18 protein-coding genes are annotated in these 20,063 nt (G+C 70.9%); 4 read left to right on the top strand and 14 right to left on the bottom strand.

Features of this window, described 5'->3' with window-relative positions; translation table 11 throughout:
* Nucleotides 1-62 precede the first annotated feature (62 nt).
* From cobT to ACGFWE_RS34610, 7 genes are all read right to left on the bottom strand, one after another.
* Complete coding sequence (gene cobT / locus ACGFWE_RS34640; protein ID WP_393604046.1) at nt 63-3,779, bottom strand: nicotinate-nucleotide--dimethylbenzimidazole phosphoribosyltransferase; 3,717 nt, start codon at nt 3,777-3,779, stop codon at nt 63-65.
* 373 nt (nt 3,780-4,152) lie between these two features.
* Nucleotides 4,153-5,364 (bottom strand): precorrin-6y C5,15-methyltransferase (decarboxylating) subunit CbiE, encoded by a 1,212-nt coding sequence (gene cbiE / locus ACGFWE_RS34635; RefSeq protein WP_393604044.1) that lies wholly within the window; start codon nt 5,362-5,364, stop codon nt 4,153-4,155.
* Nucleotides 5,365-5,483: 119 nt separating this feature from the next.
* Nucleotides 5,484-6,122, bottom strand: a complete 639-nt coding sequence (locus tag ACGFWE_RS34630; protein ID WP_393604042.1) for a GNAT family N-acetyltransferase — start codon at nt 6,120-6,122, stop codon at nt 5,484-5,486.
* 157 nt (nt 6,123-6,279) lie between these two features.
* Nucleotides 6,280-7,110: a MetQ/NlpA family ABC transporter substrate-binding protein gene (locus tag ACGFWE_RS34625; protein ID WP_352390029.1), complete on the bottom strand. Its 831-nt coding sequence runs from the start codon at nt 7,108-7,110 to the stop codon at nt 6,280-6,282.
* Between the two features lie 66 nt (nt 7,111-7,176).
* Nucleotides 7,177-7,902, bottom strand: coding sequence for a methionine ABC transporter permease (locus ACGFWE_RS34620; protein WP_352390030.1), 726 nt, complete (start codon nt 7,900-7,902; stop codon nt 7,177-7,179).
* Nucleotides 7,899-8,930: a methionine ABC transporter ATP-binding protein gene (locus ACGFWE_RS34615; RefSeq protein ID WP_393604040.1), complete on the bottom strand. Its 1,032-nt coding sequence runs from the start codon at nt 8,928-8,930 to the stop codon at nt 7,899-7,901. Before ACGFWE_RS34615 ends, ACGFWE_RS34620 begins: the two co-directional genes overlap by 4 nt.
* 319 nt (nt 8,931-9,249) lie before the next feature.
* Nucleotides 9,250-9,900 carry an HAD family hydrolase gene (locus ACGFWE_RS34610; protein WP_352390032.1) on the bottom strand — a complete coding sequence of 217 codons (651 nt, stop codon included), beginning with the start codon at nt 9,898-9,900 and terminating at the stop codon, nt 9,250-9,252.
* A 69-nt stretch (nt 9,901-9,969) separates the two neighbouring features.
* Between ACGFWE_RS34610 and ACGFWE_RS34605 the strand changes: the two genes are divergently transcribed.
* Nucleotides 9,970-10,329 (top strand): hypothetical protein, encoded by a 360-nt coding sequence (locus ACGFWE_RS34605; RefSeq protein ID WP_164428449.1) that lies wholly within the window; start codon nt 9,970-9,972, stop codon nt 10,327-10,329.
* On the top strand, nt 10,310-10,744 hold the full coding sequence (locus ACGFWE_RS34600) for a hypothetical protein (RefSeq protein WP_393604037.1): 435 nt from the start codon (nt 10,310-10,312) through the stop codon (nt 10,742-10,744). Before ACGFWE_RS34605 ends, ACGFWE_RS34600 begins: the two co-directional genes overlap by 20 nt.
* A gap of 71 nt (nt 10,745-10,815) precedes the next feature.
* Here ACGFWE_RS34600 and ACGFWE_RS34595 read toward each other — a convergent pair whose 3' ends face one another.
* From ACGFWE_RS34595 to ACGFWE_RS34585, 3 genes are all read right to left on the bottom strand, one after another.
* Nucleotides 10,816-11,313: a GNAT family N-acetyltransferase gene (locus tag ACGFWE_RS34595; protein ID WP_352390035.1), complete on the bottom strand. Its 498-nt coding sequence runs from the start codon at nt 11,311-11,313 to the stop codon at nt 10,816-10,818.
* Between the two features lie 45 nt (nt 11,314-11,358).
* Entirely contained in the window at nt 11,359-11,865 is a 507-nt protein-coding gene (locus tag ACGFWE_RS34590; protein ID WP_352390036.1) for a sigma-70 family RNA polymerase sigma factor, read from the bottom strand.
* Between the two features lie 75 nt (nt 11,866-11,940).
* Nucleotides 11,941-13,110 (bottom strand): glycerophosphodiester phosphodiesterase, encoded by a 1,170-nt coding sequence (locus ACGFWE_RS34585; RefSeq protein WP_393604035.1) that lies wholly within the window; start codon nt 13,108-13,110, stop codon nt 11,941-11,943.
* Between the two features lie 371 nt (nt 13,111-13,481).
* Here ACGFWE_RS34585 and ACGFWE_RS34580 point away from each other — a divergent pair, with 371 nt between their 5' ends.
* On the top strand, nt 13,482-14,153 hold the full coding sequence (locus tag ACGFWE_RS34580; RefSeq protein ID WP_352390038.1) for a lysophospholipid acyltransferase family protein: 672 nt from the start codon (nt 13,482-13,484) through the stop codon (nt 14,151-14,153).
* Nucleotides 14,154-14,228: 75 nt separating this feature from the next.
* Here ACGFWE_RS34580 and ACGFWE_RS34575 read toward each other — a convergent pair whose 3' ends face one another.
* The 4 genes from ACGFWE_RS34575 to argH all read right to left on the bottom strand — a co-directional run bounded on the left by ACGFWE_RS34575 (nt 14,229) and on the right by argH (nt 18,921).
* Entirely contained in the window at nt 14,229-15,752 is a 1,524-nt protein-coding gene (locus ACGFWE_RS34575; RefSeq protein WP_393604033.1) for an MFS transporter, read from the bottom strand.
* Complete coding sequence (locus tag ACGFWE_RS34570) at nt 15,749-16,315, bottom strand: TetR/AcrR family transcriptional regulator (RefSeq protein ID WP_352390040.1); 567 nt, start codon at nt 16,313-16,315, stop codon at nt 15,749-15,751. The genes ACGFWE_RS34575 and ACGFWE_RS34570 overlap by 4 nt, the downstream gene beginning before the upstream one ends.
* A gap of 83 nt (nt 16,316-16,398) precedes the next feature.
* On the bottom strand, nt 16,399-17,370 hold the full coding sequence (locus ACGFWE_RS34565) for an aldo/keto reductase (RefSeq protein WP_393604031.1): 972 nt from the start codon (nt 17,368-17,370) through the stop codon (nt 16,399-16,401).
* 120 nt (nt 17,371-17,490) lie between these two features.
* Entirely contained in the window at nt 17,491-18,921 is a 1,431-nt protein-coding gene (argH, locus tag ACGFWE_RS34560; RefSeq protein WP_393604029.1) for an argininosuccinate lyase, read from the bottom strand.
* A 197-nt stretch (nt 18,922-19,118) separates the two neighbouring features.
* On the opposite strand from argH, the gene ACGFWE_RS34555 reads away from it, so the two are divergent.
* The gene (locus ACGFWE_RS34555) at nt 19,119-20,006 is read left to right on the top strand and encodes a hypothetical protein (protein ID WP_393604027.1); all 888 of its coding nucleotides are present in this window, start codon (nt 19,119-19,121) and stop codon (nt 20,004-20,006) included.
* The last annotated feature ends 57 nt before the right edge of the window (nt 20,007-20,063 follow it).

Genomic DNA, 20,063 nt, shown 5'->3' with positions numbered 1-20,063 from the left:
GGTTCAGCGTACGGCCGGGGTGGGGTGCACGCAGGAGCGCGTGGCCCACCCCGGTCGCGGGGTCATTTCTCGGTGACGCCGGCCGAGTCGAACGTGGCGACCTCGTGCATGGCCCGGGCCGTGCTCTGGACCAGCGGCAGCGCCAGCAGGGCGCCCGTGCCCTCGCCGAGGCGCAGGTCGAGGTCGACCAGGGGGCGCAGGCCCAGCTTGTTGAGGGCGGCCACGTGGCCCGGTTCGGCGCTGCGGTGGCCCGCGATGCAGGCGGCGAGGACCTCCGGGGCGATCGCGCGGGCCACCAGGGCGGCGGCGCCCGCGCTGACGCCGTCGAGGATGACCGGGGTGCGCAGCGACGCGCCGCCCAGCAGCAGCCCGACCATCGCCGCGTGCTCGAAGCCGCCGATCGCCGCCAGGACGCCGATCGGGTCGGCGGGGTCCGGCTGGTGGAGTTCGAGCGCGCGGCGGACGACCTCGGTCTTGCGGGCCAGCGTCTCGTCGTTGATGCCGGTGCCGCGGCCGGTGACCTCGGCGGCGTCGGCGCCCGTGAAGACGGAGATCAGGGCGGCGGACGCGGTGGTGTTCGCGATGCCCATCTCACCCGTGAGGAGCGCCTTGTTGCCGGCCGCGACCAGGTCGCGCGCGGTCTCGATGCCGACCTCGATGGCCTGCTTGGCCTCCTCGCGGGACATCGCCGGGCCGCTGGTCATGTCGGACGTACCCGCGCGGACCTTGCGGGGCAACAGGCCCGGCGTGGCCGGGAGTTCGGACGCCACGCCGACATCCACCACACACACCTCGGCGCCCACCTGAGCGGCGAAGGCGTTGCAAACGGCTCCGCCGCCGAGGAAGTTGGCGACCATCTGGGCCGTCACCTCCTGCGGCCAGGGAGTGACGCCCTGGGCGTGCACGCCGTGGTCACCGGCGAAGATCGCGACGGCCGCGGGCTCCGGGATGGGCGGCGGGCACTGCCGGGACAGCCCGCACAGCTGGGCGGAGATGATCTCCAGCATGCCGAGCGCGCCGGCCGGCTTGGTCATCCGCTTCTGCCGTTCCCAGGCCTCGCCGAGCGCCTTGGCGTCCAGCGGGCGGATCTGGGCGACGGTTTCCCCGAGCAGGTCGTGCGGCTCCTCGCCGGGCAGGGCGCGGCGGCCGTACGTCTCCTCGTGCACGACCCAGGACAGCGGGCGGCGCTTGGACCAGCCGGCCTGCATCAGCTCGGGCTCGTCCGGGAACTCGTCGACGTACCCGACGCACAGGTAGGCGATGACCTCCAGGTGCTCGGGGAGCCCGAGCGCGCGGACCATCTCGCGCTCGTCGAAGAAGCTGACCCAGCCGACGCCGAGGCCCTCGGCGCGGGCGGCGAGCCAGAGGTTCTCCACGGCGAGCGCGGCGGAGTACGGGGCCATCTGCGGCTGGGTGTGCCGGCCGAGGGTGTGGCGGCCGCCGCGGGTGGGGTCGGCGGTGACGACGATGTTCACCGGGGTCTCGAGGATGGCCTCGATCTTCAGTTCCTTGAACTGCTTGGCCCGACCCTTGGGCAGCGACTTGGCGTACGCCTCGCGCTGGCGCTGGGCCAGGTCCTGCATCGCCGCGCGTGTCTCGGCGGAGCGGATGACGACGAAGTCCCAGGGCTGGGAGTGGCCGACGGAGGGCGCGGTGTGGGCGGCCTCCAGGACACGGAGCAGCACCTCGTGCGGGATCGGGTCGCTGCGGAAGCCGTTGCGGATGTCACGGCGCTCCCGCATGACCTTGAGGACGGCCTCGCGCTCGGCGTCGTCGTAGGCGGGCGCGGCGGGGCCCGTGGACCGTCGCGCCTCTGCCACGGGGGCGGTGCTCACTGCTTCCTGGTCTTCCTGGTCTTCCTGATCGGCCGCCCGGGTGTCCAGGTCGTCCGCCTGCTGGGCGAGTTGGGGGTCACCGCCCGCCTCACCCGGGGTGGGCAGCGACAGGGGGTGGGGCGGGGTGGGCGCGAGGTGCGGGGTGGTCGGCACGGAGCCGTCCACCGGCACGAACTCGCCCAGCGGCCGGCCGGGTTGGGGTTCCGGGGGAACTCCGGCGGGCAGGACGACGGGCGCCTCGAACGGGGGCTGCGCGCCGGGGAGTTCCGCCGCGAGCGGCTGAGGCTCCGGAGTCTGCGGACCCTGCGGGGCCTGGTCCGGGGCCGGCTGCGCGGCGGGCTCCGTCGGCTGTACGTCGGTGTCGGCCGCGTCCGCCGCGAGGGGCTCCAGCTCTTCCTGGACGGGGCCCTGCGGGTCGCCGGCGGGCTCCTGCTCCTGCGCGGGCTGCTCGGCCGGGAGTGGCCCGGGAGCCTCGACGGCGAAGTCGTCCTCCGCGGGTGCGGGGAGGTCCTCGGCCGGTGCGGTGACGACATCCACCGGCTGCGGAACCTGCGGAGTCACGGCTTCGGGGGCGTCCGGGGTGACCGCGGCGACGGCTTCCTCGACGGGGGGTGCGATGTCCGGAGCGGCCGCGGTTTCCTCCACCGGGTCCGCTTCCTGGACCGCGTCCGCCTCTGGGGCAACGGCCACGTCCTCGGTCACCGCTTCCGGGGCGACCGTTTCCGGTGCGGCCGTTTCCGGTGCGGCAACGACCTGCGGGGCGACGGCAGCTGCCGCCTCCTGTGCCTCAGTGCCCGACTCGACACCGGCGTCGACGATCTCGGGCGCCGGCGTCGGCGCCTGCTCGGGCACCGCGTCCGCCTGGGCTTCCTCCATCACCGGCGCGGTTTCAGCGACGTCGGCGACATCCGGGGCGGCGACCGCGTACTCCGCGGCGTCGACGACGGCGGGGCCGGGGCCCGGGACCTGCTCGGCCTCGACCTCGGCCTCGGTCTCGGCCTCGACCGCCTCTGCAGCGACAGCGGTGTCGGCGTCAGGAGTCCGGTCGGCCGCGTCGGGCACGGGTCCGTCAGGCAGAACCTCAACCGCGGGCTGCACCTCGAAGGGCAAGGAGCCGTCCACCGGCACCTGCTCCCCACTCTCCTCGACGCCACCGACCGCAGCCGGCTCGCCCTCCACCGGCTGGGCTTCCTCGAACCCCGAACCGTCGGCCAGGACCTGATCCGCTTCGGGGACCGGAGTCTGCGGCGGCTCCGGCGCGTGCACGGCCTCGGCGGCCGGTACGGGATCCGGCACCGGTGCCACGGGGACCTCGTACTCGGCGATCTCCGCCTCGGGAGCGAGGTCGGCCGTCGCAACCTGTGCCGCGACCGCCGGTTCCGGCGCCGGAACAACCGTTTCGGCAGCCGGGGCCGCCGTGCTCACCGGTGTCTGGACGGCGGCCTGGGGCGGGGCACCCCACGGGACCGCGCCCTGCGGCTGCGAGGTGTCGTAGTACTCGGGGCCGGGTGCGGTCGCGGCCGGCTGCCGTACCGGTGCGCCCGCGGGGCCGCGGTCGGCGAGGGAGCGGACCGGGCTCGCGGAGGCGTCGGGGATCGGCGGGCCGAGGTGCAGCGGCCGGCGGGGCGTGATGGGCGGGATCGGCACCGTAGGAGCCTGGACCTGGGGTGTACGGACGGCGCTCAGGTCGTGCGCTCCGCTGTCCCGGCCGGACATCTCGTGCGGGCCCGGCTCGTGAATGGTCTCGACGACCGGTTCGGGAGCGGGCGGGGCGACCTCGTTGCCCCAGGGGCTCTGGGCGCCCGGCAGCAGCAACAGGTCTTCGTCCTCGGCGGTGGTCTCGGAGAGGTAGGTGTACGCACCCGGCGCAGGGACGCCCGGCTGTTCCACCATGCCTGCGTTCTCCGGCAGTCCCTCGCCCGGAACCTGGCCGGTGTCGGTCATGCGTACCCCTCGCCCATCGGTTAGTGCTTCTACGACCAGCTCACCGGGGACGGCGCACCGACCGCCCCCGTGAAGAACGAGCGTGCGTGCCCAGCGGCACGAACGGCCCGCCGAGAAAGACGACAAAGCCATTAACTGGCATTGTCCCGGCCGTTCCCCCGTCGCGACAGGTTGATCCGCGACAGCCCGCTGTGGACTGCGCCACGTTGCGCGTCCTCCGGTTCTGCCGTACCACACCCACCCCAAAACGGGCGCGCTTTCCGGACATTGACGAACGAATGCCGGGCCACCTGGTGCGGTACAACGGTCGGCCAGCCTACCGCGCGCAGTACGACAACAGGATCAGGGGGACGGCGGACGACGACCGGCGGTGTCAGGCCGTACGGTCCGGCAGCACCCCGCTGAGCAGGAACGCGACGCTGCGCTCCGTCTCCGTCCAGACCCGGGTGTCGAGTTCGACGGACTGGAGGAGGGCGCACTCGACGCGGTAGCCGTGTTCGCTGAGGTCCCGGCCGACGAGTTCGGCCTCGTCGCGGGTGGCGGCGTGGGCGACGATGCGCTGCGGACGCCGGTCGGCGACCGCGGAGACCACGGCCACTCCCCCGCCGCCGACGCGGACGACGTCGGGTTCGGGGAGGTTCTCCAGGACGTGCGGGGCGGTGCCCGCGACGATCTGGACCTGGACTCCGAAGGCGCGGGCGTTGGCCTCGGTGCGCTCGCAGGCCCTCAGGTCGCGGTCGACGGCGATGACGGCGGCCCCGGCCCGGGCGGCCTCGGTGGCGAAGGCGCCGCTGCCACAGCCGATGTCCCACACGAGGTCACCGACGCGCGGTCCCAGCCGGGCGAGTTGGGCCGCGCGCAGCGGTTCCAGTTCTCCCTCGCCCATGAGACCGCCGTAGGACTCGGCGGGCAGGGTCCAGCCGCGCGGCCCGGCGGCCGGGTCGCGTCCGGCGATCCAGCCGCCGTCCTCCGTCACGGCCGCGGTGCCGCCGATGACGATGACGAGGTTGGGGTCGCGCCAGGTGTGGTCGGCGGCCTTGTCGGAGGTGACGACGGTGACCTGTTCGCGGTCGGTGCCCAGTTCCTCGCAGATGACGAAGGTGCGGTGGACGCCCTCCATCAGGAGGCCGAGTTCGGCGGGTCCGGCGCCGGGCGAGGTGAGGACGGCGACCTTGGTGTGGGCCCGGCATACGTTGACCGCGCGTCGCAGGGTGCGCCGGTGTGCGACGACCACCTGGGCGTCGTCCCAGGTCATACCGGCCCGCGCGAAGGCGGCGGCGACCGAGGAGACGCCGGGGACGACCTCGACCTCCAGGCCGAACTCGGGTGCGCGCAGGGCGCGTACGACTCCGAAGAACCCGGGATCGCCGTCGGCGAGCACGACCGCGGTGCCGCGGTGGCCGGTGATACGGCGGGCGGCGAGGGCGACGCTGCCGAGGCGGATGCGTTCGGCGCCGGGCGGAACCTCGGGGAGTGCCAGGTGGTGGGCGGCGCCCGCGACCAGCGTGGCGGCGCCGAGGGCGGAGCGTGCCGCTGCGGTCAGCGGCGAGCCGTCCCAGCCGATCACCGTGACCCGGTCGGCCATCGTCTCTCAGTCTCCAGAGGTGTGCGCAGATTGTCGTCGGTGGGCAGCCCGCGGGCGGCTTGGTGAGGGTACCCGCTGCGCCCCGGAAGCGCTTTCGCCACCCTGGGTCCGGATCCGGTTCAGTTCCAGTCGGAGTACGTCGTGAAGCCGTCCGTGTCGGCCAGCTGATCGCCCGCTCCGTCGAGGTCCTCGGGCAGCAGGCTCCACACGATGAAGTCGGTGCGGACGTCGCTCCAGGTCCCGTCGTCGGCGCGGACGTGCGCTATACAGGCGCCTCGCAGGACACCTTCGCTGATGCAGCCGATCTTCTGGGCGACCTGCTGGGAGGCGGTGTTGTCAGCGGCGGTGCGCAGCTCGATCCGCTCGAACTTCTGGTCGGTGAACAGCCACTGGGCGGTGGCGAGCGCGGCCTCGGAGGCGTAGCCCTCGCCGCGGGCCCAGGGGGCGATGATGTACGACAACTCCGTGGAACGGACGTGCCAGTTGGTCTTGGCGAGCTGGACGACGCCGACCAGACGCTGGGTCAGGAACTCCGTGACGGCGAAGGCTGTTCCGCGGCCGGCCTCCCGTTCGGCCGGCGCGTACCGCGTGATCCAGCCGCGCGCCTGGTCCTCGCTGTAGGGCTGGGGCACGTCGGTCCAGGCCCCGACCTGCTCGTCGTTCATCATCTCGGCCAGCGCGGGCACGTCGTCCTCGTCGAGGGGGCGCAGCACCAACCGCTCCGTGCTGATGGAGATGTTGGGGAAGGTGCCAGTCATGCGCCACTCCGTAGCCGTCGGAAAACCAGCAGGGCCTGCTGAACTGCCCAGCATGCAGCATGAAAGCACCGAACCGCATCACGGGGTCCACCCATGGTGAGCGAGTGGACCCTGTGCGTGGCGATACGTCGTATACGCGTCGGTGGCCCTACGCCGTTCAGAAGGACGGGATGACGGAACCGGCGTACTTGTCCTGGATGAACTTCTTGACCTCGGGGGAGGTGAGCAGCTTGGCGAGCTTCTTCACGCGCGGGTCGTCCTCGTTGCCCTCCTTGACCGCGAGGAAGTTGCCGTAGGGGCTGTTCTTCGCGGACTCCAGGACGAGGGCGTCCTTGGCCGGCTTGAGGTCGGCGGAGATGGCGTAGTTGCCGTTGACTACCGCCGCGTCCACGTCGTCGAGGGAGCGCACGGTCTGGGCCGCCTCGACCTCCTTGAACTTGAGGTTCTTCGGGTTCTTGGCGATGTCCTGCGGGGTCGCCTCGCTGCCGGCGCCGTCCTTGAGCGTGATCAGCCCGTTGGCGGCGAGCAGCTTCAGGGAGCGGGCCTCGTTGACGGCGTCGTTCGGGACGGCGACGGTCGCGCCGCTCTTCAGGGCGTCGACGCTCTTGACCTTGTGGGAGTAGAGGCCGAGCGGCTCCAGATGCACGGTGACGACGGGCACGATGTGCGTGCCGCGCTTCTTGTTGAAGTCGTCGAGGTAGGGCTGGTTCTGGAAGTAGTTGGCGTCCACCGAGCCGTCCTCGGTCGCCGTGTTCGGCACGATGTAGTCCTGGAACTCCTTGACCTCCAGGTCGAGGCCCGCCTTCTTCGCCAGGTGCTCCTTGACGTAGTTCAGGATCTCGGCGTGCGGGGTGGGGCTCGCGGCGACGACCAGGGGTCCGCTGGTGTCGGAGGCCGAGTCCGAGCCGGACGAACCGCAGGCACTGAGCCCGAAGGTGAGCGCTCCGGCGGCGAGGACAGCGGTGGTGAGCTTTGTGGCGTTACGCACGAAAAGTGCCTTTCCTTTTGGGTGCAGCGATCCCGTGTTCGGGTGCACGGGAAGATCGGGGGTGTCTCAGACGGTCTTGGTGTCCGCCGTGGAGGCCTTCAGCAGCCGCAGCTTCGGCGCGGGGCCGGAGCGTCCGCCGCGGCGGTGCAGCGAGCGGGCCGCGTAGTCGCCGGCGAACTGGATGAGCGAGATGACGACGGCGAGGATCGCGACGGTGATCCACATCAGCTGCGTCTCGAAGCGCTGGTAGCCGTAGCGGATCGCGATGTCGCCGAGGCCGCCGGCGCCGACCGTGCCGGCCATCGCGGAGTAGCCGATGAGGGCGACGATCGTGGTGGTGGTGCTGGCGATCAGCGAGGGCAGGGCCTCCGGTACGAGGACCTTGCGGACGATCGTCCAGGTGTTGCCGCCCATCGACTGCACGGCCTCGACCAGACCGCCGTCCACCTCGCGGACAGCGGTCTCGACGAGGCGCGCGAAGAACGGGATCGCCCCGATGGCGAGCGGCACGATGGCGGCCTCGCGGCCGATGGTCGTCCCGGTGATCGAGCGGGTGAAGCCCATCAGCGCGACCATCAGAATGATGAACGGCATCGACCGGGCGACGTTCACGACCTGACCGATGACCTTGTTCGCGACGACGTTCTGGAGGAGCCCGCCCCGGTCGGTGAGGACGAGCAGCACACCGAGCGGCAGGCCGCCCACGACGGCGATGACCGTGGACCAGCCGACCATGTAGAGGGTGTCCCAACACGCCTGCTCCAGCAGGGGCTGCATTTCGGACCAGGTCACTTGGCACCTTCCTTCACCAGCTGGGGCTCGCCGACCACGTCGATCTGCAGGCCCTTTTCCCGCAGGAAGCCGACGGGCACGACGTTGTCCTCGTAGCGGCCGGGCAGTTCGATGCGCATCCGGCCGACCTGGAGGCCGCCGACGGTGTCGATGGCGGCACCGAGGATCGATATGTCGATGTTGTAGGTGCGCGAGAGCTGGGAGATGACGGGCTGGGTGGCCGCCTCGCCCTGGAAGGTGACGTCGAGGACGGTCCGGTCCTCGCCGGTGGCCTCGCCGCCGACGGGGAAGAGGGCGGAGGCCAGTTCGGAGCCGGGGGTCGCGAGCAGTTCGCTGACGGTGCCGGACTCGACGATGCGGCCGTTCTCCATCAGAGCCGCCGAGTCGCAGATCGACTTCACGACGCCCATCTCGTGGGTGATGAGCAGGACGGTGAGCCCCAGCTGCCGGTTCAGGTCGCGCAGCAGCTGGAGGATCGAGCGGGTGGTCTCGGGGTCGAGGGCGCTGGTGGCCTCGTCGGACAGGAGCACCTTGGGGTCGCCGGCCAGGGCGCGGGCGATGCCGACGCGCTGCTTCTGGCCGCCGGAGAGCTGGGCCGGGTAGGCGCCGGCCTTGTCGGCGAGTCCGACGAGGTCCAGCAGTTCGCGTGCCTTGCGGGAGCGCTCCTTGCCGGAGGTGCCGAGGATCTCGAGCGGCAGCTCGACGTTGTCCTGGACCGTGCGGGTGGACAGCAGGTTGAAGTGCTGGAAGACCATGCCGATACGGCTGCGCGCCTGCCGCAGCTCCTTGCCGGCGCGCGGACCGCGGCCCGCGAGGGCGGTGAGGTCCTGCCCGTCGACGGTCACGGTGCCGGCGGTGGGGCGCTCCAGCAGGTTGACGCAGCGGATGAGCGAGGACTTGCCAGCGCCGGACTGTCCGATGACGCCGTACACCTCGCCTTCGCGGACGTGCAGATCGACGCCGTCCAGGGCGGTGACCTCACGGCCGCGCGAGCGGTAGACCTTGGTCAGGCCTGTTGTCGTGATCACTGGGTTTCCGTCACTGTCGAGTACCCGGGCGTGGGTGTGCCCTGGTACGGGAGAGAAGTCCTGCGCGGGCACATGGGTCACGTACGGAGTTCACGGCGTACGGACGTGCCGGGGCGGCTCGCTTCGGGGCGCGAGGCTCGGGAGGTGGTGCGGGGGCCCTCTAACAGGAGCACATTCGACACATACAACGAGCACCGGGCGTCATGGTCGCCTCGGTCGCAACTGTGCGGCAGCTCGTCGTGGTCATGCGATCAGTAAAGCAGACGTATGGGAGCGACCAAGAACTCCCTGTCCGAATGCCGGACAGCGGTGGACAGGTTCAGGACCGGACGGAGATCTCCACGTTTCGCGCGGTCACCAGTGCCGACAGGGCCGACAGGTTCTCGACCACCAAGTCGGCGTCCAGCTCGTGTGCCTGATGGGTTGTGGTCAACGCCACGGTGGTCATACCGGCGGCGCGGCCGGCGCGCAGGCCGGCGGGGGCGTCCTCGAAGACGACACAGCGGGCCGGGTCGACGCCGAGTTCGCGGGCGGCGAGCAGATAGGGCTCGGGGTCCGGCTTGCCGCGGGTGACGTCGTCGGCGGCGACCATCGTCTTGGGGAGGATGCCGACCGCTTCGAGGCGAGCCTCGGCGAGCCGGCGGGTGGCGGAGGTGACGACGGCCCAGCGGTCGGCGGGCAGTGAGCCGAGGAAGGCCGTGGTCCCGGGCAGCAGATGTACGCCGCCGTTGGGTACGTCCTCCACCTCCAGCTGCTCGATCCGCGCGAGGGCCTGCGGCACGACGTCGGCGGGGAGCAGGTCGGCGGCTATCTCCACGGCCGGGCGTCCGTGCAGCTCGACCCGGGCGAACTCTTCGGCGGTGATGCCGTACTCCTCGGCCCAGCGCGTCCAGCAGCGGTCGACGGATGCGAGGGAGGAGACGAGGGTTCCGTCGTTGTCGAACAGGAGGGCTTCGGCATGGATCTTCATGTCCCTGACCCTACGGTGCCACGCGGGGGCGGCCGCATCAGGCCTTTTGGACCGTAATAGGCTCGCCGCATGTTTGATGCCCTGACGCTGGTGACCGGCGTCGCCGCGCTGCTGCTGGCCGCCTGGTGCGGCTGGGCCGCCTACCGTGATCAGCCGACCAAGGACTGGCACTTCATCGGGATGGCCGTGGTGTCGGTGCTGGCGCTGGTCCAGCTGGTCGTCGGGATCGTGCAGCTGGCGCGGGGCGAGAAGCCGGAGCAGGGGACGACGATCTTCGTCGCCTATCTGCTGGGGGCGTTCGCGTGTGTGCCCGCGGCGGGGTTCATGTCGCTCGCGGAGCGGACGCGGTGGGGATCGGTGACGGTTGCCGCCGGCGGTGTGGTGCTGGCCGTTTTGGAGGTGCGGCTCTATGACATCTGGGGAAGCTGACGTGAGCGGGAGCCGGCGGCGGCTGACCAGTGGGCCCGGGACGCTGCTGGTGTGGCTGTACGGGGTGATGGTGGTCGGGGCGGTGTCGCGGTCGGCGGTGCAGATCTCCACCGAGTTCGACCGGGCACCGCTGGCCTATTCGCTGTCTGCCGTTGCGGGCGTCGTGTACGGGTTCATCACGTACTCGCTGGTGCGGGGTGGGGAAACGGCGCGCAAGGCGGCGCTGGTGTGCTGTGTGGTGGAGCTGCTGGGCGTGCTGACGGTGGGAACGTGGACACTGGTCGAACCGTCCGCGTTTCCGGATGCGACGGTGTGGTCGGACTTCGGGATCGGGTACCTGTTCATCCCCGTGCTCTTGCCGCTTTCCGCCATTTACTGGTTGCGGAAAGGTGCGCCGGACGGGGATGCCGCCTGAGGTTGAGTGGCGGCATCCGGTCCGTCGTGGCTGATCGCGCAGTTCCCCGCGCCCCTGAAAGCTAAAAGCCCTCAAGCCGTTGCCGCATAGGTGCCGGCCGGCTTTTCCAGGACGATCATCGGGACTCCGTCCGCACCCTCCGACGTGCCCACCGTCTGGTAGCCGACCTTGCGGTAGAGGCGGAGGTTGCCCTCGCTGCGGTGGCCGGTGAAGAGACGGAAGCTGGTGGCGCCCCGTTCGTCCGCCAGGGCGGCCTCGGCCGCCCGGAGGAGACGGGCCCCGATGCCGTGGCCCTGGAGGCGGGGGTGGACGCAGAGTTTGCCGATGGCGGCCGAGCCGTCCTCGGTGACGCGGCCGCGGACCGAGCCGACCACCTCGTCTCCCAGGCGGGCCACGAAGACACAGTCCGAGGTCACCTCCGCGCGGACCGAGTCCAGGCTCTGGACGAGCGGATCGATGCGGTAGTTGCCGTACAGCGCCGCCTCACTCTGGAAGCACAGGTACTGCAGCCTGAAGATCTGCTCCGCGTCCTGCTCGGCCGCCGCAGAGATGGTCACGCTCATGCCCATGTGCGCACGCCTCCCGCTCACCTGATCGCCTGTTGTCCCCCACTCCTATCCCCGCACCCGGCGGGCCGCAACCTCCGGTGGGAGCAATCGACGAAGACATCCCAGACATCTGGAACGTTCCGGACCCAGACTGCCCTGTGAGATACCCAACTCCCCCGCGATCTCCCGGTAGGTGAGGTCCTTCGGGGAGAGGAGCGCCGCCACGAGCGAGGGGCAACGGCCGGGCAGCCGGCGCACCGCGTCGTGCAGGGCCCGGCGCCTGGCGGCGGCGAGGGTGAGCTGCTCGGGCGTGCGGTCGTCGTCGGCCGCGGGTTCGGTGACGTACGGCCGTTCCCGACGGGTCGTACGACGGCTGCGGCGGGATTCGGCGCGGACGGCGCGGCGGAGCCAGCCGGACGGGTCGAGGGGCGGGCCCTGGGTCTCCAGGTGCTCCAGGAGACGGAGCCAGACCGCCTGCTCCAGATCGGCCGGTTCCGTACCGGAGGCATGTGCCTCCGCGGAGGCCTCGGCGGTGAGCAGCGGGCGCAGGGCGGTGACCAAGTCGTGCGTCATATGCGGTACGACACGGCCGCCCGGGTCGCGGGTTGCCCGGGCGGCCGTAAGTCACCCCCATCGGGGCTTGTCGGCTCAGGCGTTGACGAAGTCCTCGCGGGCGAGGAGGCCGGTGTCCGGGTTGTCGGTGAAGACGCCGTCGATGCCGGTGGCGAAGTACCGCTTGAAGGCGCCGAAGGCGTCCCCGTAGGCGTCCGCGTCGGTGCCCTTGCGGTACTCCGTCGGCAGGAAGGGGTTCTCGTTGCGCATGGTGTAGGGGTGCAGGACCAGCCCCACCTTGTGCGCGTCGGCGACCAGGGAGGTCTCCTTGTCGAGGCTGCCGTCCGCCTTCTTCGTGATGACGAGGTCGAGGGTCGGGCCGATGCCCTGGGCGTAGCCCGCGATCTCCCTGAGGCCCTTGGGGGTGATCAGGTCGGCGACGGTCCGCGGGTCACCGGTCTCCACGAAGTCCCAGGGGCGGGTGCCGGCGGCGGACAGGAGCACGACCAGGGGGTTGTCGACGAGCTTGTTCAGGCGCTGGATGCTGGTCGGCTCGAAGGACTGGAGGATCACCGGGGAGTTGCGCCTGTCCTTGCCGTGTTTGCGCAGCAGCTTCGCGACCCGCTCCTCCAGGCCCAGGCCGAGTCCCCGGAAGTAGGTGGGGTGCTTGGTCTCGGGGTAGATCCAGACCTGCTTGCCGCGCTTGCGGGTCTGCTCGTCCTGCCACTTCAGCACTTCTTCGAAGGTGGGGATCTCCCAGCGGCCGTTGTAGAGCGTGTTGTGCGGGCGGTTGGCCGGGATGCGTTCGATCGCGCGGAGCGTCTTGAGCTCGGCGAGTGTGAAGTCCTCGGTGAACCAGCCGGTGGTGGAGACACCGTCGAGGAGCTTGGTCCTCCTGCGGTCGGCGAACTCCTTGTGGTCGGCGACGTCGGTCGTGCCGCCGATCTCCGGTTCGTGGCGGCAGACGAGATGGCCGTCCCTGGTGGGGACGAGGTCACCGGCCTCGACGATGTCGGCGCCCAGGTCGAGGGCGAGCTGATAGGAGCCGAAGGTGTGCTCGGGGCGGTAGCCGCTGGCACCCCGATGGCCGATGACCGTCGGCACCGGCAGGCTCTTCAGCCCGCCGCCACCGTGCCCGGCGGATCCGGCGGTCGCGGCTCTCGCCGTCCCGGACAGACCCAGGACCGCTCCCCCGGCGCCGAACATCGCGGCCCCGAGAAGTGCGCGCCGTCCGGTGCCGTCCGTGTGCTCGTCCTGCGATCCCATGGGGACCCCTCCTGCCGTCGCCTCTTCGCTGCGGGCCGATCGTAGGTCCGGGTCCATGACGGGCGGGAGACCTCCGGCGGAACACGCGGGTGACAGGGGATGTCGTATGGGAACAGATGTCTGATGGTTCGTCGGCTTCATGGCGGAGACCCGGGGTACGCGTCCACCGGGGCGACCTCCGTCACATCGTTCCGTCCGGGTTTCCGGGAGGCAACGGGGCCCATCCGCAGGTAAACGAGTGTCAACAGGGCGTAAGACCTCGGTGAACCCCGAGCGCCCGATGTGCACGATCCCCCGAGCCGCGAGTAATGTCCTCACCTGCACAGACTCATACAGTTTCCCTGGCCGTTCTCTTGACTCCGGAGGGCCCGTTGTCCCGCTTCGCGCTCATCAAGGCAGTGCTCGGACCGATCATGCGCCTGATGTTCCGCCCACAGGTGGAGGGCGCGGAGCACATCCCGGGTGACGGTCCCGTCATCCTGGCCGGCAACCACCTCACCTTCATCGACTCGATGATCCTTCCGCTGGTCTGCGACCGGCAGGTGTTCTTCATCGGCAAGGACGAGTACGTCACCGGCACGTCGCTGAAGGGCCGTCTCATGGCCTGGTTCTTCACCGGGGTCGGCATGATCCCGGTGGACCGCGACGGCGGCCGCGGCGGCGTGGCCGCGCTGATGACCGGGCGCCGGGTCCTGGAGGAGGGCAAGGTCTTCGGGATCTACCCCGAGGGGACGCGGTCGCCCGACGGCCGGCTGTACCGGGGGCGTACGGGTATCGCCCGTCTGACGCTGATGACGGGTGCGCCGGTCGTCCCCTTCGCGATGATCGGCACGGACAAGCTGCAGCCGGGCGGGTCGGGGATGCCGCGGCCCGGGCGGGTCACGGTCCGGTTCGGTGAGGCGATGGAGTTCTCGCGGTACGACGGGATGGGCCGGGACCGCTATGTGCTGCGGGCCGTGACGGACTCCGTGATGACCGAGGTCATGCGGCTGTCGGGGCAGGAGTACGTGGACATGTATGCGACGAAGGCGAAGGCCGCGTAGCGGTTCGTTGTCGGGTGCGGCGCCGTGGGGGCTTGTCGCTCCCACGGCGCCGCACGTCGATACGGGCCCGCTCTCCTAAAGGCCCTTGTCCAGCCGTTGGCCCCGCAGCATGAACCAGGCCGCCAGCGCCGTTGCCAGGAGTACCGCCGCGCCTGCGCCCGCCGCGATCGTGAGCCCCTCGACGAAGGACTCCCGGGCCGACGTCAGCATGGCCTGTGCCCCGTCCGGCGACATTCCCCGCGCCGCCTCCACCGCGCCGCCCAGGGACTCGTGCGCCTCCTCCGGGGTTCCGACCGGGGCCGCGAAGCCCCGGTACACGCCCGTCACGATCGAGCCCAGTACGGCGATGCCGAGGGCCGCGCCCAGTTCGTACGCCGTCTCCGAGACCGCCGAGGCGGCTCCCGCCTGTTCCTTCGGGACGCTGGACAGGATCACGTCCGCCGTCACCGTGAACGAGAAGCCCGCGCCTACGCCGACCACCAGCAGGGCGGCGCCCAGCATCGGGTAGCCCGTGGACCGGTCGAGCAGGGTCAGTGAGGCCAGGGCCAGGCCGATGGCGGCAAGTCCCCCGGAGACCACCGCCCGCACGGAGTAGCGGCGAGCCACCGTACCTGCGACCAGACCCGCCGCCACCGCTCCCACCGCCGCCGGGAGTTCCGCCAGGCCCGCTTCCAGCGGGCCCCTGCCCTGGACGAGTTGGAGGTATTGGGAGAGGAAGAAGACCAGCCCGGAGAGGCCGAGGATGGTCAGCAGGTCGGCCAGGACGGCGCCGCTGAAGCCGTGGTTGCGGAAGAGACGCATGTTCAGGAGGGGCGAGGGCAGGGTGAGTTGGCGCCGGACGAAGGTGTACAGAGCTGCCGCTCCCAGGACGCCCGCGGCGACCGGTTCCCAGCCGATGCCGTGTGCGGCGGCCTCCTTGACGGCGTAGACCACCGCGATCACGCCGACCAGGGACAGCGCCACGCTGGCCATGTCCCACGGCCCCGGGTTCGGATCGCGGGACTCGGGCAGGGACTTGATGCCGACGAGGACCAGGACCGCCATCACCGGCAGGTTGATCAGGAAGACCGAGCCCCACCAGAAGTGTTCGAGGAGGAAGCCTCCGACGATCGGGCCGATCGCCGTACCGGCGGAGGCGGTCGCGCCCCAGATGCCGACGGCGAGGCTGCGCTCGCGCGGGTCGTGGAAGAGGTTGCGGATCAGGGCCAGGGTGGCGGGCATCAGGGTCGCGCCGGCGACGCCGAGCAGCGCCCTGGCCAGGATCATCAACTCCGGTGTGGTGGCGTAGGCGTTGAGGACCGATATCGCGCCGAACGCCGTCGCGCCCAGCAGCAGGATCCGCTTGCGGCCGATGCGGTCGCCGAGGCTGCCCATCGACACCAGCAGGCCGGCGATGACGAACGAGTAGACGTCACCGATCCACAGGAGCTGGGTGCCGGTCGGCTCGAGGTCCTCGCTGATGTACGGGGTCGCGAGGCCGAGGACGGTCGCGTCGACGGCCACCAGCAGCACGGCGAGCACCAGGACGGACAGCGCGAGCCAACGGCCGGGGCGCTTCACCGCCTCGGTCGTGGTCGCCGGCTGCAGGGTGCTGGTCATGATTCCTCTCTCGGTCGTGCGGGATGACGCAGTGCGCCGCCGAGCAACAGCTCGACGGTCATGTGGTGGAAGTCCTTGGGGGCGCCCTTGCCGCTCTGGAGCATCCAGACGGCGGAGGCGAGCAGGCCGAACAGAGCCTCGGTGAGCCAGGCGGGCGTGAGGTCGATACGGAACTCGCCCTGCTGCTGACCGCGCTGGAACAGTGCGGAGATGCGGGCGTCGATCCGGGCCCAGCCGTCGTTCTGCTCCTCGCCCTCGAACAGCTGGTTCTCCGTGTAGAGGAAGGCGAGGAGGCCGGCCGCGGACTCGATCTCGCGGACCAGACGCCGTACGGCTTCGCTCGCCGGCCCCTCCTCCGGGCGGGCGGCCTCCAGCGCCTTCTCACACTCCTCGATGCCGAGCGCTTCCAGTGCCCGCACCAGCGCATCGCGCCCGGCGAAGAGGCGGTGCAGCGTGGCCCGGCTGATCCCGGCGGCCTTGGCGACCTCGTCCATGGTCGCGGTGGATTTGCGGGTCAGCAGGGCCGCGGCACTGCGCAGCACGTGGTCACGGTCGACAGCCATGAGACGACTATAGACCACATGAGACATTGTTGTCTCATGCCGGGCATGCTCGTCTCACCTGCGACCGTTGATCAGCGGTTTCGTCAGCGCCAGGGCAGCCGGGCGCGGCGCTCCCAGTACGCGCCCGGCTCCTCCGCCAGCGCCGCGAGCCGGGACAGTTGCTCGTCGTCCAGGTCCACGACGGCCGCGTGCAGGTTGGAGGCGAGCTGGCTGGTGGTGGCGGCTCCCGAGAGGACCACGCCGGCCCAGGGCCGGCGGAGGACCAGGGCGAGGGCTACGGCGTCACAGCCCAGGGACGTCTCGGCCGCCACGGCCTTCAGGGCGTCCGGAGCGTGGGGTTCGGCGAGCCTGCCGTTGGCCATGCCCTCCTTGACGATCACCGTGAGCCCGGCGTCATGGGCCTCGGCGAGGGCGGGGCCGGCCGAGGTCTCCAGGGCGTTGTACGTCGACTGGACGGTGCGGAAGAGGCACTCGCCGCCGACGGTCACCTCCAGTGCGGCACGGATCGCTTCCGCCTGGGCGGGGCCGCTGGTCGAGAAGCCGATGGTGGTGCCCTGGGCGGCCGCCTCGGCGAGCCTCGCGTGGAGGTCCTTGTCGGTGAGGGCCGGGCTGTCCGGGGTCACCGAGTGGATCTGGTAGAGGTCCAGCCGCTCGCCGAGCAGTTCGGCGGTCTCGGCGCGCTGACGGTCGTACGTCCGGACGCTGTGGTCCTTGATCTCGTGCTTCTCGGCGTCGGTGGTCCAGTCGGCGGTGTAGGTGTAGCCCCACTTGCTGCCGACGACCACGTCGTCGATGTGCGGGTTCCCGGTGAGCCAGTCCGCGAGGAACTCCTCGGAGCGGCCGTAGGAGCGGGCCACGTCGAAGTAGCGGACGCCCTGGACGTAGGCGGCGTCGAGGAGTTCGTGGGTGCGGGTGCGCAGCGTCTCCACGCTGCGGTCTTCTCCGAGGTCTTCGTCCCGGCCGAGGTTGATGTAGCCGGGGCGGCCGACTGCGGCGAGGCCCAGTCCGAGGTGGCAGGTGGGGGTGGTCGCTGTTGCCAGTCGGGCGAAGGGCATCGCGGGCTCCGTTCGGTCGGTCCGGTACGGCTTCCGACCAACGTACCCGCGATGACCTTCGGTGACCTCGGTGACCTTGGTGACCTTCGGTGGCCTTCGGTGGCCTTCGGTGACTGAACCCTAAAGGCCCTTGGCCTTCGCCCAATTGTGCTGAGCTGCCAGGTCCGCCTTCACTTCCGCCAGTTGGACCGCCACCGCGCTCGGGGCCGTGCCGCCCCTGGCGTTGCGGGAGGCGAGCGCGCCCGGGACGTTGAGGACCGTGCGGACCTCCGGAGTCAGGTGGGCGGAGATCTTGGCGAACTGCTCGTCCGTCAGGTCGTTCAGTTCCTTGCCCTCGGCCTCCGCCGCCTTGACGCACTCGCCGGCGACCTCGTGGGCGACACGGAAGGGGACGCCCTGCCTGACCAGCCACTCGGCGATGTCGGTGGCGAGGGAGAAGCCGGCCGGGGCCAGTTCCTCCATGCGGTCGCGGTTGACCGTGAGGGTCGCCATCATCCCGGTGAACGCGGGGAGCAGGACCTCCAGCTGGTCGCAGGAGTCGAAGACCGGCTCCTTGTCCTCCTGGAGGTCGCGGTTGTAGGCGAGGGGCAGGGCCTTGAGGGTGGCCATCAGGCCCGTCAGGTTGCCGATCAGGCGGCCGGACTTGCCGCGGGCCAGCTCCGCGATGTCGGGGTTCTTCTTCTGCGGCATGATCGACGAGCCTGTGGAGAAGGCGTCGTGCAGGGTCACGAAGGAGAACTCCTTCGTGTTCCAGATGATGATCTCCTCGGCGATCCGGGAGAGGTTGACGCCGATCATCGCGGTGATGAAGGCGAACTCGGCGACGAAGTCACGGGAGGCCGTGCCGTCGATGGAGTTGCCGACGCTGCCGTGCTCGAAGCCGAGGTCCTTCGCGACCGCCTCCGGGTCAAGGCCCAGGGAGGAACCGGCCAGGGCGCCCGAGCCGTACGGCGACACAGCCGTGCGCTCGTCCCACTGGCGCAGCCGCTCCGCGTCCCGGGACAGGGACTGGACGTGGGCCAGGACGTGGTGGGCGAACAGCACCGGCTGGGCGTGCTGGAGGTGGGTGCGGCCGGGCATGGCCACGTCCGGGTGAGCCTCCGCCAGACCGACCAGCGCGTCCTGGAGCTCGGCGATCAGACCGCCGATGATCCGGGCGTGGTCCCGCAGGTACATCCGGAAGAGGGTGGCGATCTGGTCGTTGCGGGAGCGGCCGGCGCGCAGTTTGCCGCCGAGGTCCGGGCCGACGCGCTCCAGCAGGCCCCGCTCCAGGGCGGTGTGGCAGTCCTCGTCGGCGATCGTGCCCACGAAGGAGCCGTCGGCCACATCGGCCTCGAGCTGGTCGAGCCCCGCGTGCATGCGCTGGAGCTCGTCCTCGCTCAGCAGGCCCGCCTTGTGCAGCACGCGCGCGTGGGCACGCGAACCGGCGATGTCGTACGGCGCGAGCCGCCAGTCGAAGTGGACGGACGCGGACAGCTTCGCCAGCGCCTCGGCGGGGCCGTCGGCGAAACGACCGCCCCAGAGCCGGACGTCACCGCTGTTGCTGCTCACTTCGTTGCTCCTCACCGCTGCACTCAACGTTATGCATGATTATGCAGAGTCCTGCATGATTCGTCAATCTGAGGTGCGGGCGGCGAGGAATTTGCGCTCCCTTTGAACACGGGAAACCGCTTGCCCGTACTTCCCGCCGAACGCAGGCGCCGCGTTTGTCAACACAGACCACTCCCGACCCCGAGTGAGGCATCCGCATGTCCAGGGCTCTTCCGAAGTACAACCAGCGCCGCGTGGCGATCATCGGCGGCGCCGCCGCCGTGGCACTGACCGGGGCGATCGTCGCCGGTACCGCCCTCGCCGGGGAGACCTCCAAGAGCAGCACCGCCACCGCCCGCACGCTGGCCGCCCCCGGCAGCATCACGTGCCCGGACGTGGCCTCCCAGCTGCCCGCGATCCCCGCGACCGCGCAGGCCGAGGTGGACCGCAACCTGGCGCTGCTCAACACCCAGATCGCCGAGGCCAACAAGCGACTCGTCGACACGGTCGGCCAGGGCGGAGCCAACTTCGTCCAGAACGCCATCCTCGGCCCGCTGGCCGACAAGCGGAAGTCGACCATCGACCGCATCGCCATCTCCATCGGCCGTACCGCGGAGAAGCCGCAGGGCCTCGACTCCCTGGCCACCTGCGCCCTCAACGCCGGCGGCGCGGCCGACACCGGTGCGGGCGCGGGCGAGGAGGCCGGGGCCGGCGCGGAGGCGGGGGCCACACCGAGCGAGGCGGCCGGCGCCGAGGAGACCGGGAACGCGGGGGACGCAGGGAACGCGGGCGACGCGGGTGAGGCCGCCGGCGCGGGCGCCATCTCCTGCCCCGACGTGGCCTCCCAGCTGCCCGCGATCCCGGCCACCGCGCAGGCCGAGGTGGACCGCAACCTGGCGCTGCTCAACACCCAGATCGCCGAGGCCAACAAGCGGCTCGTCGACACGGTCGGCCAGGGCGGAGCCAACTTCGTCCAGAACGCCATCCTCGGCCCGCTGGCCGACAAGCGGAAGTCGACGATCGACCGCATCGCCATCTCCATCGGCCGTACCGCAGAGAAGCCGCAGGGCCTCGACTCCCTGGCTGCCTGCACGCTCACCAAGTGACGTGACAGGCGCTGTGGCCGCCCCGTGTGAGCGCCGGCCGGGGTGGCCACGGGCGTC

Origin of the sequence: Streptomyces sp. NPDC048523 (assembly GCF_043199815.1) — a bacterium.
Taxonomy (GTDB): domain Bacteria; phylum Actinomycetota; class Actinomycetes; order Streptomycetales; family Streptomycetaceae; genus Streptomyces.
Note: the sequence above shows the minus strand (reverse complement) of the source record. Positions and strands in the feature narration are given on the sequence as shown.

Coding starts and splice junctions, on each gene's coding strand:
- ACGFWE_RS34590 (WP_352390036.1), bottom strand. CDS start 11,865: ATGACGCACGACTTGGTCACCGCCCTGCGCCCGCTGCTCACCGCCGAG.
- ACGFWE_RS34595 (WP_352390035.1), bottom strand. CDS start 11,313: ATGGGCATGAGCGTGACCATCTCTGCGGCGGCCGAGCAGGACGCGGAG.
- ACGFWE_RS34555 (WP_393604027.1), top strand. CDS start 19,119: ATGTCCAGGGCTCTTCCGAAGTACAACCAGCGCCGCGTGGCGATCATC.
- ACGFWE_RS34605 (WP_164428449.1), top strand. CDS start 9,970: ATGTTTGATGCCCTGACGCTGGTGACCGGCGTCGCCGCGCTGCTGCTG.
- ACGFWE_RS34565 (WP_393604031.1), bottom strand. CDS start 17,370: ATGCCCTTCGCCCGACTGGCAACAGCGACCACCCCCACCTGCCACCTC.
- ACGFWE_RS34600 (WP_393604037.1), top strand. CDS start 10,310: ATGACATCTGGGGAAGCTGACGTGAGCGGGAGCCGGCGGCGGCTGACC.
- ACGFWE_RS34575 (WP_393604033.1), bottom strand. CDS start 15,752: ATGACCAGCACCCTGCAGCCGGCGACCACGACCGAGGCGGTGAAGCGC.
- cbiE (WP_393604044.1), bottom strand. CDS start 5,364: ATGGCCGACCGGGTCACGGTGATCGGCTGGGACGGCTCGCCGCTGACC.
- ACGFWE_RS34585 (WP_393604035.1), bottom strand. CDS start 13,110: ATGGGATCGCAGGACGAGCACACGGACGGCACCGGACGGCGCGCACTT.
- ACGFWE_RS34610 (WP_352390032.1), bottom strand. CDS start 9,900: ATGAAGATCCATGCCGAAGCCCTCCTGTTCGACAACGACGGAACCCTC.
- ACGFWE_RS34630 (WP_393604042.1), bottom strand. CDS start 6,122: ATGACTGGCACCTTCCCCAACATCTCCATCAGCACGGAGCGGTTGGTG.
- ACGFWE_RS34570 (WP_352390040.1), bottom strand. CDS start 16,315: ATGGCTGTCGACCGTGACCACGTGCTGCGCAGTGCCGCGGCCCTGCTG.
- cobT (WP_393604046.1), bottom strand. CDS start 3,779: ATGACCGACACCGGCCAGGTTCCGGGCGAGGGACTGCCGGAGAACGCA.